General features: G+C 71.9%; 12 protein-coding genes. 4 read left to right on the top strand and 8 right to left on the bottom strand.

What is annotated here, in order from left to right; all coding sequences use genetic code 11:
- Window positions 1-71: 71 nt before the first annotated feature.
- Both ABZ806_RS21725 and ABZ806_RS21720 read right to left on the bottom strand, forming a co-directional pair.
- Window positions 72-1,799 (bottom strand): ABC transporter ATP-binding protein, encoded by a 1,728-nt coding sequence (locus tag ABZ806_RS21725; protein ID WP_500219151.1) that lies wholly within the window; start codon window positions 1,797-1,799, stop codon window positions 72-74.
- Window positions 1,796-3,502 carry an ABC transporter transmembrane domain-containing protein gene (locus ABZ806_RS21720; RefSeq protein WP_500219150.1) on the bottom strand — a complete coding sequence of 569 codons (1,707 nt, stop codon included), beginning with the start codon at window positions 3,500-3,502 and terminating at the stop codon, window positions 1,796-1,798. Before ABZ806_RS21720 ends, ABZ806_RS21725 begins: the two co-directional genes overlap by 4 nt.
- A gap of 301 nt (window positions 3,503-3,803) precedes the next feature.
- Here ABZ806_RS21720 and ABZ806_RS21715 point away from each other — a divergent pair, with 301 nt between their 5' ends.
- The 4 genes from ABZ806_RS21715 (at window position 3,804) to ABZ806_RS21700 (ending at window position 8,655) form a co-directional block, all read left to right on the top strand.
- Entirely contained in the window at window positions 3,804-5,066 is a 1,263-nt protein-coding gene (locus ABZ806_RS21715) for a PP2C family protein-serine/threonine phosphatase (protein WP_500219149.1), read from the top strand.
- Between the two features lie 187 nt (window positions 5,067-5,253).
- Window positions 5,254-5,943 (top strand): succinate dehydrogenase cytochrome b subunit, encoded by a 690-nt coding sequence (locus ABZ806_RS21710; protein WP_500219148.1) that lies wholly within the window; start codon window positions 5,254-5,256, stop codon window positions 5,941-5,943.
- Window positions 5,944-5,945: 2 nt separating this feature from the next.
- A complete protein-coding gene (locus ABZ806_RS21705) occupies window positions 5,946-7,883 on the top strand; it encodes a fumarate reductase/succinate dehydrogenase flavoprotein subunit (RefSeq protein WP_500219155.1) in 1,938 nt (645 codons plus the stop codon).
- Between the two features lie 19 nt (window positions 7,884-7,902).
- Window positions 7,903-8,655 (top strand): succinate dehydrogenase/fumarate reductase iron-sulfur subunit, encoded by a 753-nt coding sequence (locus tag ABZ806_RS21700; protein ID WP_500219147.1) that lies wholly within the window; start codon window positions 7,903-7,905, stop codon window positions 8,653-8,655.
- Between the two features lie 71 nt (window positions 8,656-8,726).
- Here ABZ806_RS21700 and ABZ806_RS21695 read toward each other — a convergent pair whose 3' ends face one another.
- The 6 genes from ABZ806_RS21695 to ABZ806_RS21670 form a co-directional block, all read right to left on the bottom strand.
- A complete protein-coding gene (locus tag ABZ806_RS21695; protein ID WP_500219146.1) occupies window positions 8,727-9,695 on the bottom strand; it encodes a LysR family transcriptional regulator in 969 nt (322 codons plus the stop codon).
- Window positions 9,696-9,797: 102 nt separating this feature from the next.
- Window positions 9,798-10,484, bottom strand: a complete 687-nt coding sequence (locus ABZ806_RS21690; RefSeq protein ID WP_500219145.1) for a Crp/Fnr family transcriptional regulator — start codon at window positions 10,482-10,484, stop codon at window positions 9,798-9,800.
- 329 nt (window positions 10,485-10,813) lie between these two features.
- Window positions 10,814-11,584, bottom strand: a complete 771-nt coding sequence (locus ABZ806_RS21685; RefSeq protein ID WP_500219144.1) for a succinate dehydrogenase/fumarate reductase iron-sulfur subunit — start codon at window positions 11,582-11,584, stop codon at window positions 10,814-10,816.
- On the bottom strand, window positions 11,581-13,584 hold the full coding sequence (locus ABZ806_RS21680; RefSeq protein WP_500219143.1) for a fumarate reductase/succinate dehydrogenase flavoprotein subunit: 2,004 nt from the start codon (window positions 13,582-13,584) through the stop codon (window positions 11,581-11,583). Before ABZ806_RS21680 ends, ABZ806_RS21685 begins: the two co-directional genes overlap by 4 nt.
- Window positions 13,585-13,596: 12 nt before the next feature.
- Window positions 13,597-14,427, bottom strand: coding sequence for a succinate dehydrogenase subunit SdhC (sdhC, locus tag ABZ806_RS21675; RefSeq protein WP_500219142.1), 831 nt, complete (start codon window positions 14,425-14,427; stop codon window positions 13,597-13,599).
- A 352-nt stretch (window positions 14,428-14,779) separates the two neighbouring features.
- Complete coding sequence (locus ABZ806_RS21670; protein ID WP_500219141.1) at window positions 14,780-15,478, bottom strand: hypothetical protein; 699 nt, start codon at window positions 15,476-15,478, stop codon at window positions 14,780-14,782.
- Between the last annotated feature and the right edge of the window lie 58 nt (window positions 15,479-15,536).

Here is a 15,536-nt window from a genome sequence, read left to right as displayed (position 1 = left end):
GTTGTGCGGCGGCGTGTTGTTGTTATGAGCTGCCGGATAACAACAACACGCCGCAGATCAACGAGAGTGGGCTAGGTGGGTGGGGTGCCGTGCCAGGAGGTCCACAAGGCCGCGTAGGGGCCCTCCTGGGCGAGGAGTTCTTCGTGGGTGCCCAGTTCGGTGATGCGGCCGTCCTCCACCACCGCCACGCGGTCGGCGTCGTGGGCGGTGTGGAGGCGGTGCGCGATCGCCACGACGGTCCGGCCGTCCAGGACGGCGGCGAGCGAGCGTTCGAGGCGGCGCGCCGCGCGCGGGTCGAGCAGCGACGTCGCCTCGTCCAGGACGAGCGTGTGCGGGTCGGCGAGGACGAGCCGGGCCAGCGCGAGCTGCTGCGCCTGCGCGGGCGTCAGCGTCGCGCCGCCGGAGCCGACGACCGTGTCGAGGCCGGGCCCGTCCCAGTCGACGGCCGCGAGCACCCGGCGGACGTCGTCGTCGGACGCGCCGTCCCGCGCCATCACGATGTTCTCCCGGAGCGTGCCGCGGAACACGTGGTGCTCCTGCGTGACGAGGGCGACCTCGCGGCGCAGCCCGTCCAGCGGCAGCGCCACCAGCGGGACGCCGCCGACGGTGACGGCGCCGGAGCGCGGGCCGTCCACCCCGGCGAGCAGGCGGCCGAGCGTGGACTTGCCCGCGCCGCTCGGCCCGACCATCGCCAGCCGCTCGCCGGGCCGCAGGTCGAGGTCCACGCCGTGCAGGACGTCCTTGCCGGGGCGGTAGGAGTAGCGGACGCCGAGCGCCGTGAGCCGTTCACCGGACGGCCGGGCGCCGCTCGGTGAGCGGTCGGGCGGGACGTCGCCGACGCCGAGGATGCGGGCCAGCGACGCACCGCCGAGCTGCAGCTCGTCCAGCCAGGAGAGCATGGTGTCGACCGGCTCGATGAGCAGCTGCGCGTACAGGGTCGCGGCGGTCACCTGCGCGAGCGTCGCCATGTCGTGGATGTAGAGGAGGCCGCCGACGAGCAGCGTCGACACCACGGGCAGGACGAAGCTCAGCTCGGCCACGGGGAACAGGACCATCCGCAGCCGCAGCGTGTAGCGCTCGGCCCGGTAGGACGTCGCGATGTCGGCGTCGCCGCGGTCGTGGCGGCGTCCGGCGAGGCCGAGCGCCTCGACGGTCCGCGAGCCCTGGACGGTCTCGGTGAGCCCCTCAGCGATCCGCGACCACGCCTCGTTCTCCCGCAGGTAGCCGCCGCGCGCGCGGGGCAGGTACCAGCGCATCACCGCCACCAGCAGCGGGACGGCGACGAGCGCGGGCAGCGCGACGAGCGGGCCGTTCAGCAGCAGCGCACCGAACGTGAACCCGCCGACGACGATCGCGACGAGCGTCTCCGGCATCGCGTACCGCACGGACGTGCTCAGCGTGTCGACGTCGCGGGACGCGCGGGTGACGAGGTCGCCGGTCCCGGCCCGCTCGACCGTGGACAGCGGCAGCGCCAGCACCCGGTCGACGAACTCCTCGCGCAGCTCGGCCAGCACCCGCTCGCCGAGCCTCGCGGACGCGAGGTAGGCGTACCGGATCAGCACGCCCTGCGCGATCACGAAACCGGCGATGGCGAGGCCGACGGTGTCGATGGCGGCGTGCCCGTCGCGGACGTCCTCGACGAGGGCGCCGAGCAGCCGGGGCGTCACCAGGCCCGTCACGGCGGCCGCCGCGTGCAGGGCCAGCACCCCGGCCAGGGCTCGGGGATGCCGCAGGACGAGCCGCCGCGCATACGCCCGCACCTGCGCGGGCGCCGCGACCGGCAGGATCTCGGAGCTCACGACCTCACCGTTCCTTCGGTGCGGGAATCCTCGCCGCGGGTGACCGTGGCCGCATAGCGCGGCTCGGTCTCCAGGAGGTCGCGGTGGGTTCCTTCGGCGACGACCGATCCGTCCTTGATGAACACGACGTGGTCGGCGCGGTCGAGCATCAGCGGGCTGGTCGTGCACACCACGGTGGTGCGGCCCGCGCGCGCTTGGCCGAGCCTGCCGGCGATGCGCGACTCGGTGTGCGCGTCCACCGCGCTGGTCGGGTCCACCAGGATGAGGACGTCCGGGTCGGCGGCCAGCGCCCGTGCGAGGCGGAGCCGCTGCTGCTGCCCGCCGGAGAATTCGCGGCCGGCCTCGGCGACGTGGGCGTCGAGCCCCACCGAGTCGACGATGTCCTCGGCGCAGGCGGCATGGACCGCCGCCGGCAGCGCGGCCTCGTCGCCGTCCGGTGCCAGGGACTCGCGCAGCGGCCCGGAGAAGAGGCGGTCCTCGTTGACGGCGACGAGGATCCGTTTCCGGACGTCCGCGACCGCGCGCAGCGGGATGCCGCCGAAGTCGACGTCGCCGTCCGCGTATCGGCCGAGCCGGTCGGCGGCGGCCTGCGCGTCGCGCGGGTCGGCCGCCGCGATCGCGGTCACCCGCCCCGGCCGCACGACCAGCCCGGACGCGATGTCCACCAGCTCGGCGTCCGCCGCGGGGCGGGCCGTGCCGGCGTCGGGCAGCTCGGGGTCGATCTCCAGCAGCGCGGTCACCCGGCCCGCCGCCACCAGGCCCTTGGTGATCTTTCCGGCGGCCTCGCCGAGCGTCTTCAGCGGGACGATCAGGAACACCGCGTAGCCGTAGAACGTGACCAGCTCCCCCACGCCGATCGTCCCGCGGGCCGCGAACCGGGCGCCGACCCAGGTCACCAGCGCGATCAGCAGGCCGGGCAGCAGGACCTCGGCGCCGTTCATCCGGGTCTCGGCCCGCGCGGTCGCCACCCCGGCGGTCCGCACCCGCTGCGACTCGGCGCGGTAGCGGCCGGAGAACAGCGCCTCGCCGCCGATGCCGCGCAGCACCCGCAGGCCCCCGACCAGGTCGGTGGCGTGCGTGCTCAGCTCGCCGACCAGCTCGCGGTGCGCCAGCTCCCGGTCCCGGTAGGGGCGCAGCAGCGGCGCCGCGATCGCGAGGATCAGCGGGACGCCGACCAGCACGATCAGGCCGAGCGGCGGCGAGGTGGCCAGCAGGATCCCGGCCACGGCGACGATCGCGACGACGGCGCCCGACCCGCGCGAGACGATGTCGAGGACGTCCCCGATGTGCGACACGTCGGACAGGCCGATGCTCACCACCTCGCCCGCGCTGAGCCGCTTCGGCAGCGTCCCGCCGAGCCGGGTCGCCTGCCGGGTGACGAGCTGGACCGTCCGGTAGGCCGCCGCGAGCCAGTTGAACACGGCGAACCGGTGCCGGACGGCGCCGGTCGCGGCCTGCACGGCGCCGAGGCCGAGCAGCACGCCGGACCACGCCAGCAGGGCGCCCTCGTCCCGCGCGGCGACGCCGTCGCCGATGGCGCGGCCGATCGCGGCGGGCATCAGGGCCTGGCTGAGCATCCAGACCACGCCGAAGAACGCACCCGCGGTGACGCTGCGCCACTGGGCGCGCACCAGCCAGAGCAGGTAGCGCGCGGGGGTTCGGTGGTCTGGCCTGCCAGGATCTTTCTCCGGCAACGGCTTCACCCGACGCAGGTTATGCAGCGGAACGTCCGAAGTTCGACTGGTTTTTCACCTGGGCGGATCCGTTCCGGACAGCCCGGAAATGCCTATCAGGACGCGCGCAGGGGGTGCACTGCGAGGTAAGGACACGCTAAGGTCAGGGACGTACGGAGCGACGCTTCCCCCGCTCCTTGAGCCGGGACCCTGGCGGCTAGGCCAATGCCGCTGCCCCGGCGCGGTCCGTCGCGCCCGCCCGCAGCCGCGGGAATAGGCGGTGTGCCACCGGCCGTTGCCAGTGCCGTCAGCCCGACTTCCCGGAAGCCCTGTGAGCACGCTCAGTCATCAGACGCCCAGCCAGCAGACCCACCCCTTCACGCCGGGGGCCGAGGACGGGATCGACCTGCTCCTCATCGACGCCGACCCCTCCGACGTCCGCATGGTCGAGAAGCTGCTCGCCGAGAGCGGCATGGACGTCGAGATCGCCGTGGCGTCCGACCTGGCCGCCGCCCGGCGGTCGCTGACCCGGCGCACCCAGTGCATCATCGTCGACCTGTCCACCCCCGGCATCGACCGGCTGGACGGGCTGCGGCAGGTGCTGGCCCTGTCCGGGCCGGCCGCCGTCGTCGTGCTGACCGGGCTGGACGACGCCCACCTCGGCGTCCAGGCCGTCGCCGCCGGCGCCGAGGACTACCTGGTCAAGCAGGAGGTCGACGCACCGCTGCTGGCCCGCGCCGTGCGCTACGCCATCGAGCGCAAGCGGTCGGAGGAGACCGAGCGGCGGCTCGTCGAGGCGCGCATCCTCGGCCGGGAGAACGCCCGGCTGGAGCGCGGGCTGCTGCCCGTCCCGCTGATCGACGACCCGTCGCTGCGGCACCACACCCGCTACCGTCCCGGCCGGCGGCGCGCGCTGCTCGGCGGCGACTTCTACGACACCGTGCAGACCGAGGGCGGCGCCGTCCACCTGATGATCGGGGACGTGTGCGGGCACGGCCCGGACGAGGCGGCGCTCGGCGTCCAGCTGCGGATGGCGTGGCGGACGCTCGTGCTCGCCGGGCACACCGGCGAGCAGCTGCTCGGCACCCTGGACACCGTGCTCGGGCACGAGCGGCGCAGCGAGGAGATCTTCACCACGCTGTGCATGATCACGATCGCGCCGTCCCGGCGGACCGCCCGGATGCACCTGGCCGGTCATCCCGCGCCGCTGCTGTTCCGCGGCGTCCCCGGCGGGGACGGCGAGGTCGCCGCGCTGCCCGAGTACGCGCACGGGCCCGCGCTCGGCCTGCTGCCCGGCGCCGAGTGGCCGACGACCGAGATCGACCTCGGCGAGTCCTGGAGCCTGATGCTCTACACCGACGGCCTGATCGAGGGGAAGGTCGGCCGGGGCTCGGACCGGCTCGGCACCGACGGCCTCGTCGGCCTGGCCCGCGCGGCGCGCGGCCGGGGCGCCACCGGGCGCGCCCTCATCGACGACCTGGTGACCCAGGTGGAGCGGCTCAACGGGGACGCGCTGGCCGACGACCTCGCCGTCCTGCTGCTGTCCCGGCGGCCGGGGCACGATCTGGACAGTGCGCTAACCACAGCGCCCTGACCTGCGTCAATGTCTTGTGGATCACGTGATCGGCGGGTTCCCGAAGCGGCTGTGAACTCACTCACCAGGGAGAACGTCACGGAACGGCCACAACGGCCGCGCGGCGTGCGTTCATAGCCTGCGGCTATCGCCATGAGTGCGCTGATGACTTGGAACTATTCATAGATCCGGACATAACGTGCAGGTCGTGGCTATAGCGATACCTGCGATCTACCGATCGACCGTCGGCAAGAAGGCCGTCATGGCGGTGACCGGCGCCGTCCTCGTGCTGTTCCTGATCACGCACATGCTCGGGAACCTGAAGATCTTCCTCGGCGCGGAGGACTTCAACCACTACGCGCACTGGCTGCGCACGATCGGTGAGCCCGCGGTACCGCACCGGACCGTCCTGACGCTGCTCGAGGTCGTGCTCGGCGTCGCGGTGATCCTGCACATGTGGTCGGCGGTGTCGCTCGCCCGCCGCGCCGCCGCGGCGCGCCCGGTCAAGTACCAGTCGAGGAAGAAGTCGCACGCGCAGGGCTACGCCGCCCGCACGATGCGGTACGGCGGCGTCATCATCGCCGTCTACATCGTCTGGCACCTGCTGGACCTCACGTTCTTCGTCGTGAACCCCAAGGGCGGCGACGCCACCCCCTACGAGCGGCTCGTCGCCGACTTCGACCCCTCGCGCTGGTACATCACCGTCTGGTACGTCGTCGCCGTCCTGCTCGTCGGCCTCCACCTCAACCACGGCATCTGGAGCGCGTTCCAGACGCTCGGGCTGCGCAGCCCGCGCAGCCACAACGCCCTGCGGGCCCTCGCCGCGACCACCGCCGCGCTGATCACGCTCGGCTTCGTCGCGATCCCCGTCTCCATCACGTTCGGATGGGTGAGCTGACCATGACCGACAGCTTCTACAAGCCCGGCGAGCCGATCGCCGACACCAAGGCGCCCAAGGGCCCCATCGAGGACCGCTGGACGACGCGCAAGTTCGAGGCCAAGCAGGTCAACCCGGCCAACAAGCGCAAGAAGAAGATCATCATCATCGGCACCGGGCTGGCCGGCGGCTCGGCCGGCGCGACCCTCGGCGAGGCCGGGTACCACGTCGTCCAGTTCTGCTTCCAGGACTCCCCGCGCCGCGCCCACTCGATCGCCGCGCAGGGCGGCATCAACGCCGCGAAGAACTACCGCAACGACGGCGACAGCGTGTACCGGCTGTTCTACGAGACCGTGAAGGGCGGCGACTTCCGCTCCCGCGAGTCGAACGTGCACCGGCTCGCCGACATCTCCCGGAACATCATCGACCAGTGCGTCGCGCAGGGCGTCCCGTTCGCCCGCGAGTACGGCGGCCTGCTCGACAACCGCTCGTTCGGCGGGACGCAGGTCTCCCGCACCTTCTACGCCCGCGGCCAGACGGGCCAGCAGCTGCTGCTCGGCGCCTACCAGGCGCTGATGCGGCAGGTCGAGGCCGGCAACGTCGAACTGCACGCGCGGCACGAGATGCTCGACCTGATCATGGAGGACGGGCGGGCGCGCGGCGTCGTCGTCCGGGACCTGATCAGCGGCGAGATCAAGCACTACACGGCGGACGCGGTCGTGCTGGCGTCCGGCGGCTACGGCAACGTGTACTTCCTGTCCACGAACGCGATGGGCTCGAACGTCACCGCGTCCTGGCGCGCGCACCGGCACGGCGCCCTGTTCGCCAACCCCTGCTACACGCAGATCCACCCGACGTGCATCCCGGTCAGCGGCGACCACCAGTCGAAGCTGACGCTCATGTCGGAGTCGCTGCGCAACGACGGCCGGGTGTGGGTGCCGAAGAAGGGCGGCGACGGCCGCAAGCCGTCCGACATCCCCGAGGACGAGCGCGACTACTACCTGGAGCGCATCTACCCGTCCTTCGGCAACCTCGTCCCCCGCGACATCGCGTCCCGCGCGGCGAAGAACGTCTGCGACGAGGGACGCGGCGTCGGCCCCGGCGGCCTCGGCGTCTACCTCGACTTCGCCGACGCCATCGGGCGGCTCGGCCGCGACAAGGTCGAGGCCAAGTACGGCAACCTCTTCCAGATGTACGAGCGCATCACCGGCGAGAACCCGTACGAGACGCCGATGCGCATCTACCCCGCCGTCCACTACACGATGGGCGGCCTGTGGGTGGACTACGACCTGGAGTCCTCGATCCCCGGCCTGTTCGTGATCGGCGAGGCGAACTTCTCCGACCACGGCGCGAACCGGCTCGGCGCGTCCGCGCTGATGCAGGGCCTGGCGGACGGCTACTTCGTCCTGCCGAACACCATCGGCGACTACATCGCCCGCAACAACTTCGCCCCGGTCGCCGAGACCGCGATCGGCGAGGCCGAGGAGCGGGTGAAGACGCGCATCGACAAGCTGCTGTCGATCGACGGGGACCGCTCCGTCGACTCCTTCCACCGCGAGCTCGGCCACATCATGTGGGAGTACTGCGGCATGGAGCGCACCGAGCAGGGGCTCCGCAAGGCGCTGGAGCTCATCCCGGCGCTGCGCGCGGAGTTCTGGACGCGGGTCAAGGTGACCGGCAAGGGCGAGGAGCTGAACCAGCAGCTGGAGAAGGCCGGCCGCGTCGCCGACTTCTTCGAGCTCGCCGAGCTGATGGTCATCGACGCCCTGCACCGCACCGAGTCCTGCGGCGGCCACTTCCGCGCCGAGAGCCAGGACGAGGAGGGCGAGGCCAAGCGCGACGACGACAACTTCGGCTACGTCGCCGCATGGGGATGGGCCGGGGAGGGCGAGCAGCCCGTCCTCCACAAGGAGGCCCTGGACTTCGAATACGTCAAGCCGTCGCAGCGGTCGTACAAGTAGCAGAGGTCGAACAGTAATCATGAAGCTCACACTGCGCGTCTGGCGCCAGAGCGGCCCCGAGGACAAGGGGAAGATGGTCGAGTACCAGCTCGACGACATCTCCCCCGACGCCTCGTTCCTGGAGATGCTGGACGTCCTCAACGAGAAGCTCATCGCCGGGGACGAGGAGCCGGTCGCGTTCGACCACGACTGCCGCGAGGGCATCTGCGGCATGTGCTCCCTCGTCATCAACGGCACCCCGCACGGCCCGGAGCGCGCCACCACCACGTGCCAGCTCCACATGCGCAAGTTCGAGGACGGCGAGGTCATCGACATCGAGCCGTGGCGCGCCAAGGCGTTCCCGGTGGTGAAGGACCTGGTCGTCGACCGGTCCGCGTTCGACCGGATCATCCAGGCCGGCGGCTACATCACCGCGCCGACCGGCACCGCGCCGGACGCGCACGCCGTCCAGGTGCCGAAGCCGGACGCCGACCGCGCGTTCGAGGCCGCCGAGTGCATCGGCTGCGGCGCCTGCGTCGCGGCCTGCCCGAACGGCTCGGCCGCCCTGTTCCTCGGCGCCAAGATCAGCCACCTCGGGCTGATGCCGCAGGGCCAGCCGGAGCGCTACGACCGGGTCGTGTCCATGCTGGAGACGCACGACGCCGAGGGCTTCGGCGGCTGCACCAACACCGGCGAGTGCACCGCCGCGTGCCCGAAGGAGATCCCGCTGGACTTCATCGGCCGCCTGAACAGCGACTACCTCAAGGCGACCGCCGGCGGCAAGAAGCACTGACCGCCGCCCCCGATCTCGGCCCCGCCCGGAGTACCGGGCGGGGCCGTTCTAATGTGAGCGCACGTGGCGCTCTAGGCGTCGACCAGGTGCTCCACGCCCGGGGGGAGGGTGCCGGCCTCGGCGGCCTCCGCGAGGAACGCCTGCAGGGTGTCCTGGAAGGCGCGTGCGGCGTGGGTGAGCTCGACGTCCTTGCGGTGGGCGAGCGCGATGGTGCGCAGGAGGCCCGGTCCGTGCCGGCCGCGGCGCGCCTCCTCGTCGGCCAGGACGAGCGGGGTCCCGCGCAGGCCGGGGCGTCCGGCGAGGACCATGCTCGGGACGACCGCGATCCCGAGACCGACCTCGACGAAGCGGAGCACGGCGTCCATCTCGCCGCCCTCCACCGCGAACCTGGGCTCGAACCCGGCCGTCCGGCACGCGCTGATGGTCGCTTCGCGCAGGTCGTAGCCGGGACGGAACATCACCAGGGGGCGGTCCTGCAGTTCCTCGATGCGCAGGTACGAGCGGCGCGTCGGCGACCGCTGCTCCACCGGGGACGCCACCACCAGGTATTCGCGCAGTATCGGGGTGGTGTCCAGGGGCGGGTCGCCCTGGAGCGGGAGGATGACCAGGGCCAGGTCCAGGGAGCCGCGCGTCAGCTCGCGGACGAGGTCCCGCGAGCCCCCCTCCTCGACGATGAGCTGGATGCCCGGGTAGGTGTCGTGGAAGCGGCGCAGGACGTCCGCGAGCAGGCCCGCGCACAGGGACGGCGTGGCGCCGAGCCGCACCCGGCCGCGTTTCAGGCCGGCGAGCTCCTGCACTTCGAGGCGGGCGGTGTCGACGTCGGCCAGGATGCGCTTGGCCAGGGGCAGCAGCGCCTCACCGGCCGGCGTCAGCGTGATGTTGCCGCGCGCGCGCCGGAACAGGGAGACGTTCAGCTCGTTCTCCAGCGCGCGGATCTGCTTGGACAGCGACGGCTGCGCCACCCGCAGGATCTCCGCGGCCTGCGTGAAGTGGCGCACCTCCGCGACCGCGACGAAGTAGGCGAGCTGCTGTAGCTGCATCCTGCACAGAGTACGGCCCGCCCGCCCGCACGGGACGACCCGGGCCCTGCACGGCACCCTGCACGGCGCCCGGCACGGCGCACGGCACGGCGCACGGCCGGGCTAGCGCGCGTGGCGGCGGAGGGCCTGCAGGTCGTGCACGATCAGCCGCCGCCGCCCCGTCTCGATCCAGCCGTGCCGGCGCAGCGTGCGCAGCGCCTTGCTCACCGCCTCGCGGGACGCGCCCACCCAGCCGGCCAGCTCCTCCTGCGACAGGTTCAGCGTGATGCGGACGCTCTCCTCGCCCGTGCCCGTCGGGTGCGGCACCCCGAACCGCTCGGCCAGCTCGACGAGGCGCTGCGCGACCCGTCCGGTGGCGTCGAACATGCCGAACTCGACGCGCTTGCGGTCGGCGTCGCGCCAGCGCTGGCAGAGCATCCGCATGATGATGATCGAGACGCGGCCGTGCGCCTGCAGGAACGCCATGAACTCGTCCGCGCTGACCGCGAGCGCCCGCACCGGTTCGAGCGCCTGCACCGACGCCGACCTCGGCAGCCCGTCGATCGCGGCGACCTCGCCGAGCACCGCCCCGGCCCCGCGCACCGCCAGCAGCGCCTCGCCGCCCTGCTCGTGGTAGGAGAACGCCTTCACCCGGCCGCGCAGCAGCACCGCGACCCAGCCGGGCTCCTCACCCTCCGCGAAGAGCGTGTCCCCCCGCGCGAACTCCCGGACGCGGCCGCGTGATTCCAGGTCCGCGCGTTCGGCCGGGGTGAGATCGGCAAGGAACGAGCCCGATTCGAGGGCGCTCATGACCACCACGCTAAGGGGATCCGGGCCCGCCCGCCTCCCGGGAGAGAATCACGGTTCAATCACGCGTTGTGTGCACTAATCCCTACTGCCGCGGCCCGGCGTGCGCCAGGGTGGGTCCCGGCGTGCGCGACCGGACGGCCTTTCCGGCGACCACGGCGTCCGCGGGGAACGGCGGGGACGGCGGGCGGCGGTCCGGGGGCACGCCGCCCGCCGTGTTTCGGGAGCAGCGCCCGCCAGAGCGAGGCTCCCGCAGCGGAGGACGGCGGAAACGCGAACGCCCCCCGCCGCGCGGGGCGGCGGGGGACGTTCGCGAGAGGTTTCCGGGCGGGTCAGGCGGACGGGGTGTCCTGGCCCTTCTTCACGATGCCGAGCTTGCTGCCGAGCCACACCACCGGGTCGTACCTGCGGCCCACGACCCGCTCCTTCATCGGGATCAGGGCGTTGTCGGTGATCTTGATGTGCTCGGGGCAGACCTCGGTGCAGCACTTGGTGATGTTGCAGAAGCCGAGCCCGTGGTCGTCCTGCGCGATGTTGCGCCGGTCGGCCTGGTCCGCCGGGTGCATCTCCAGCTCCCCGATCCGCATCAGGAAGCGGGGGCCGGCGTACTCCTTCTTGTTCTCGTCGTGGTCACGGATGACGTGGCACACGTTCTGGCACAGGAAGCACTCGATGCACTTGCGGAACTCCTGCGAGCGCTCGACGTCCACCTGCTGCATGCGCAGCTCGCCGGGCTTGGCGTCGCCCGGGTCGAACGACGGGATCTCCCGCGCCTTCTCGTAGTTGTACGACACGTCCGTCACCAGGTCGCGGATGACCGGGAACGTCCGCATCGGGGTGACGGTGACCGTCTCCTCCGGGTCGAACGTCGACATCCGCGTCATGCACAGCAGCTTCGGCATGCCGTTGATCTCCGCCGAGCACGAGCCGCACTTGCCGGCCTTGCAGTTCCACCGGACGGCGAGGTCGGGCGCCTGCGTGGCCTGCAGCCGGTGGATGATGTCGAGGACGACCTCGCCCTCGTTCACCTCGACCGTGTAGTCGGTGAGCTCGCCGGAACCGTCGTCCCCGCGCCAGACCTTGAACTTGGCCTCGTAGCTCATCGGTCGCCCTCCTCGTCATCCGCGGCACCGGCGGCGGTCGCTCCCGAACCCGCGGCGGCCTCCGCCTCCTCGGCCACGACCTCCTCGGCCAGCCCCTTCGGCAGCTCCTCGGCGGTCAGGTACTTCTTCAGCTCGTCGTTCTCGAACAGCTCCAGCAGGTCCTCGCGCATCGGCGCGAGCGGCTGCCGGGTCAGCTCCACATGGGGGGACGCGGGGTCGCCGGCCAGCGAGCAGACCAGGTTGACCTTCCGCCACTCCGCCGACATCGCCGGGTAGTCGTCGCGGGTGTGGCCGCCGCGGCTCTCCTGCCGCGCCAGCGCCGCCTTCGCGACCGCCTCCGACACCAGCAGCATGTTGCGCAGGTCCAGCGCGAGGTGCCAGCCCGGGTGGTAGCCGCGGCCGTCGTTGACCTGCACCCGCTCGACGCTGACGTTCGCGACCCGCTCGCGGAGCTTGCCGAGCGCCTCGACGGCCTGCTCCAGCTCCTGCTCCTTGCGGATGATGCCGACCAGCGTGTTCATCGTCTGCTGCAGTTCGGCGTGGACCGTGTACGGGTTCTCGCCGCCGTCCCGCTCGAACGGGGCGAGCGCCTCCGCCGTGGCCGCCTCGACCTCGGCCTCGGGGACGGCGGGGCGCGCGGCCAGGGCGTCCACGTACTCGGACGCGCCGAGCCCGGCCCGGCGCCCGAACACCAGCAGGTCCGACAGCGAGTTGCCGCCGAGCCGGTTCGAGCCGTGCATGCCGCCGGACACCTCGCCCGCCGCGAACAGGCCGGGGACCTTCGCCGCGCCGGTGTCCGGGTCGACCTCCACGCCGCCCATCACGTAGTGGCAGGTCGGGCCGACCTCCATCGCCTCCTTGGTGATGTCGACGTCCGCCAGCTCCTTGAACTGGTGGTACATCGACGGCAGCCGCCGGACGATCTCGGCGGCGCCGCCCGGCATCCGGTCGACGACGGTGAGGAACACCCCGCCGTGCGGCGATCCCCGTCCCGCCTTGACCTCCGAGTTGATGGCGCGCGCCACCTCGTCGCGGGGCAGCAGCTCAGGGGGCCGCTTGTTGTTGTCGGGGTCGTCGTACCAGCGGTCGCCCTCCTCCTCGGTGGTGGCGTACTGGTCCTTGAACACCTCGGGGATGTAGTCGAACATGAACCGCTTGCCCTCGGAGTTGCGCAGGACGCCGCGGTCGCCGCGGACCGACTCGGTCACGAGGATGCCCTTGACCGACGGCGGCCAGACCATCCCGGTCGGGTGGAACTGCACGAACTCCATGTTCAGCAGCGTCCCGCCGGAGAGCAGGGCCAGTGCGTGCCCGTCCCCGGTGTACTCCCAGGAGTTGGACGTGACCTTGAACGCCTTGCCGATGCCGCCGGTCGCCAGCACCACCGCGGGGGCCTCGAACACCACGAACTTGCCGGTCTCGCGGACGTAGCCGAACGCGCCGCAGACCTTGCCGTCGGCGTCGGTCAGCAGCCGGGTGACCGTCGTCTCGGCCCACACCTTGAGGTTGGCCTCGTAGTCGCCGTGCTCGGCGTGGTCCTCCTGCTGGAGGGCGACGATCTTCTGCTGGGCGGTGCGGATCAGCTCCAGGCCCGTCCGGTCGCCGACGTGCGCCAGCCGCGGGTACTCGTGCCCGCCGAAGTTGCGCTGGCTGATCTTGCCTTCCTTGGTGCGGTCGAACAGCGCGCCCCACAGCTCCAGCTCCCAGACGCGGTCCGGGGCCTCCTTGGCGTGCAGCTCGGCCATCCGCCAGCTGTTCATGAACTTGCCGCCGCGCATGGTGTCGCGGAAGTGGACCATCCAGTTGTCGTGCGGGTTGACGTTGCCCATCGCGGCGGCGGCGCCGCCCTCGGCCATCACCGTGTGGGCCTTGCCGAACAGCGACTTGGAGATGATCGCGGTCTTCTTGCCCTGGAGGCGGGCCTCGATCGCCGCGCGCAGCCCGGCGCCGCCGGCGCCGATCACCACGACGTCGTACGAGTGCCTCTCGATCTCAGTCATGATTCCTTGGCCTCAGTTGAAGATACGCGGGTCGTTGAAGACGCCGCCGGCGACGAGCGCGATGTAGGCGTCGGCCACCACCAGCGACCCCAGCGTGATCAGCGCGTACATGCCGTGCCGCTCGTTGATCTTGGACACCCAGCCCCACATCCGGTACCGGAACGGGTGCTTGGAGAAGTTCTTCAGCCGTCCCCCGACGATGTGCCGGCACGAGTGGCACGACAGCGTGTACAGCCACAGCAGCACGACGTTCGCCACCAGGATGATCGTGCCGAGCCCGATGCCGATGCCGCCGTCCTTGCCGTGGAAGGCGCGGATCGCGTCGTAGGTGTTGACGAGGGAGATGAGGACGGCCGCCAGCCAGAAGTAGCGGTGCAGGTTCTGGCCGATCAGGGGGAAGCGGCGCTCACCGGTGTACTTGCCGTGCGGCTCCTTGACCGCGCACGCGGACGGCGACAGCCAGAACGACCGGTAGTACGCCTTGCGGTAGTAGTAGCAGGTCAGCCGGAACAGCAGCAGGAACGGCAGCGAGATCGCCGCGAACGGGATCCAGCCGCGGGTGCCCGCCGGGAGGAACGTGCCGAACTCCGCGGCGTTGCCGGTGTGCCCGTTCACCGTCACGTTGTTGCAGATCTCGTTCAGGCACGGGGAGTAGAACGGTGTCAGGTAGTGGTACTCCGGCACGTAGAACGCGGCGCCCCAGAAGGCCCGGACGGTCGCGTACACCACCCACGCCGTGAATATGACGAAGGTGGTGAGGGGATACAGCCGCCAGTTGTCCTTCCGGAGGGTTCGTTCCTTGATCTGGGCGCGCGATTTGGCCGGCGCCTCCACAGTGCTCATCGATCGCTCTCCTGAGCTCGGGTCGTCGTGTCCCCGTACCACGGTCCGCGCGCACCGTGCGGCCGCCGCCCGGCCGTCGGCATCATCGCGCGCTACGCGCCATGAGCCGCCGGCCATGCCGCCCGGACGGGGCCGCACTCCGGCGGCCGCGGCCGGTGCCGCATGCGGGCGGTGACGCCTCGTGTGCGCTTCCAGCGAAGCGACCCTACGCCACCCGGCGAGGGCTGTGACATACATAACAGCCAGACCCGCATGTGAGCCTGACCACAGACTTTAGCCCGCGCGCAGGCGCGCCGCAGCGTCCGCCGTCCATAACCACTTGTTATGGCGCAGCGGAATCGAGACGAGTGCGCTACGGAATGACCGAGCGGTCGCCGAGTACCCGGGCGAGCACGGTACGGGCGAAGTGCGCCTCGGCCTCGCTCGTCCTTCCGGTCCCGTACACCCGGAGGACTTCGGCGAGTTCGGGGAAGCGGCCGGCGATGAGGTCGGCGGCGGCGTCGATCTCGGCGGCGGACGCGACCTCGCGCAGCAGCGCCTGCACCAGCCGCGCCGGCTCCCCCGCCGCCCGGCCCGCCCCGGCGGGACCCTGCTCGGCCCCGGCCCCGGCCCCGGCCGCCCGGCCCGTGGCCTCGGCCGTCCGACCCGTGGCCTCGGCCGTCCGACCCGCGGCGGCGGTGCGTCCGGCCTCGGCGCCGGCGCGTCCGGCCTCGGCCATCCGGAGCCCGGACGTGGTGGCCGCCGTCTCGCCCCGGATCTCCTCCAGGCGCGCCGCGACGCCCGCGGCGGGCAGCGCCCCGAACCCCGGATCGGCGACGAGGTCCTCGACGGCCATCAGCCGGTGCAGGACGGCCGGGTTGCTGATCTTGGCCCGCTGGCCGGACATGAGCTGCGACAGCATCGGCGCGGACAGCCCCAGCACGCCCGCGAGCCCGGACTGCGACAGCCCGAGCCGGCCGAGCAGCGGGCGGACGCGATCACCGAGCGGCTCGCCGTACCACTCGGTCTGCAGCGCGCGGTTCCGGGCGACCGCGTCCTCGGCGACGCTCACCGCTCCACCCCCTTGACAATTCGCAGATGCAAACACTAGATTTACGTCCGCACACAAG

The sequence above is a fragment of the Spirillospora sp. NPDC047418 genome, assembly GCF_040643275.1.
Taxonomy (GTDB): Bacteria; Actinomycetota; Actinomycetes; order Streptosporangiales; family Streptosporangiaceae; genus Spirillospora.
Note: the sequence above shows the minus strand (reverse complement) of the source record. Positions and strands in the feature narration are given on the sequence as shown.

Excerpts from the sequence above, each read along its gene's own strand:
- ABZ806_RS21705 (WP_500219155.1), top strand. The coding sequence starts at position 5,946 with ATGACCGACAGCTTCTACAAGCCCGGCGAGCCGATCGCCGACACCAAG.
- ABZ806_RS21700 (WP_500219147.1), top strand. The coding sequence starts at position 7,903 with ATGAAGCTCACACTGCGCGTCTGGCGCCAGAGCGGCCCCGAGGACAAG.
- ABZ806_RS21695 (WP_500219146.1), bottom strand. The coding sequence starts at position 9,695 with ATGCAGCTACAGCAGCTCGCCTACTTCGTCGCGGTCGCGGAGGTGCGC.
- ABZ806_RS21690 (WP_500219145.1), bottom strand. The coding sequence starts at position 10,484 with ATGAGCGCCCTCGAATCGGGCTCGTTCCTTGCCGATCTCACCCCGGCC.
- ABZ806_RS21685 (WP_500219144.1), bottom strand. The coding sequence starts at position 11,584 with ATGAGCTACGAGGCCAAGTTCAAGGTCTGGCGCGGGGACGACGGTTCC.
- ABZ806_RS21680 (WP_500219143.1), bottom strand. The coding sequence starts at position 13,584 with ATGACTGAGATCGAGAGGCACTCGTACGACGTCGTGGTGATCGGCGCC.
- sdhC (WP_500219142.1), bottom strand. The coding sequence starts at position 14,427 with ATGAGCACTGTGGAGGCGCCGGCCAAATCGCGCGCCCAGATCAAGGAA.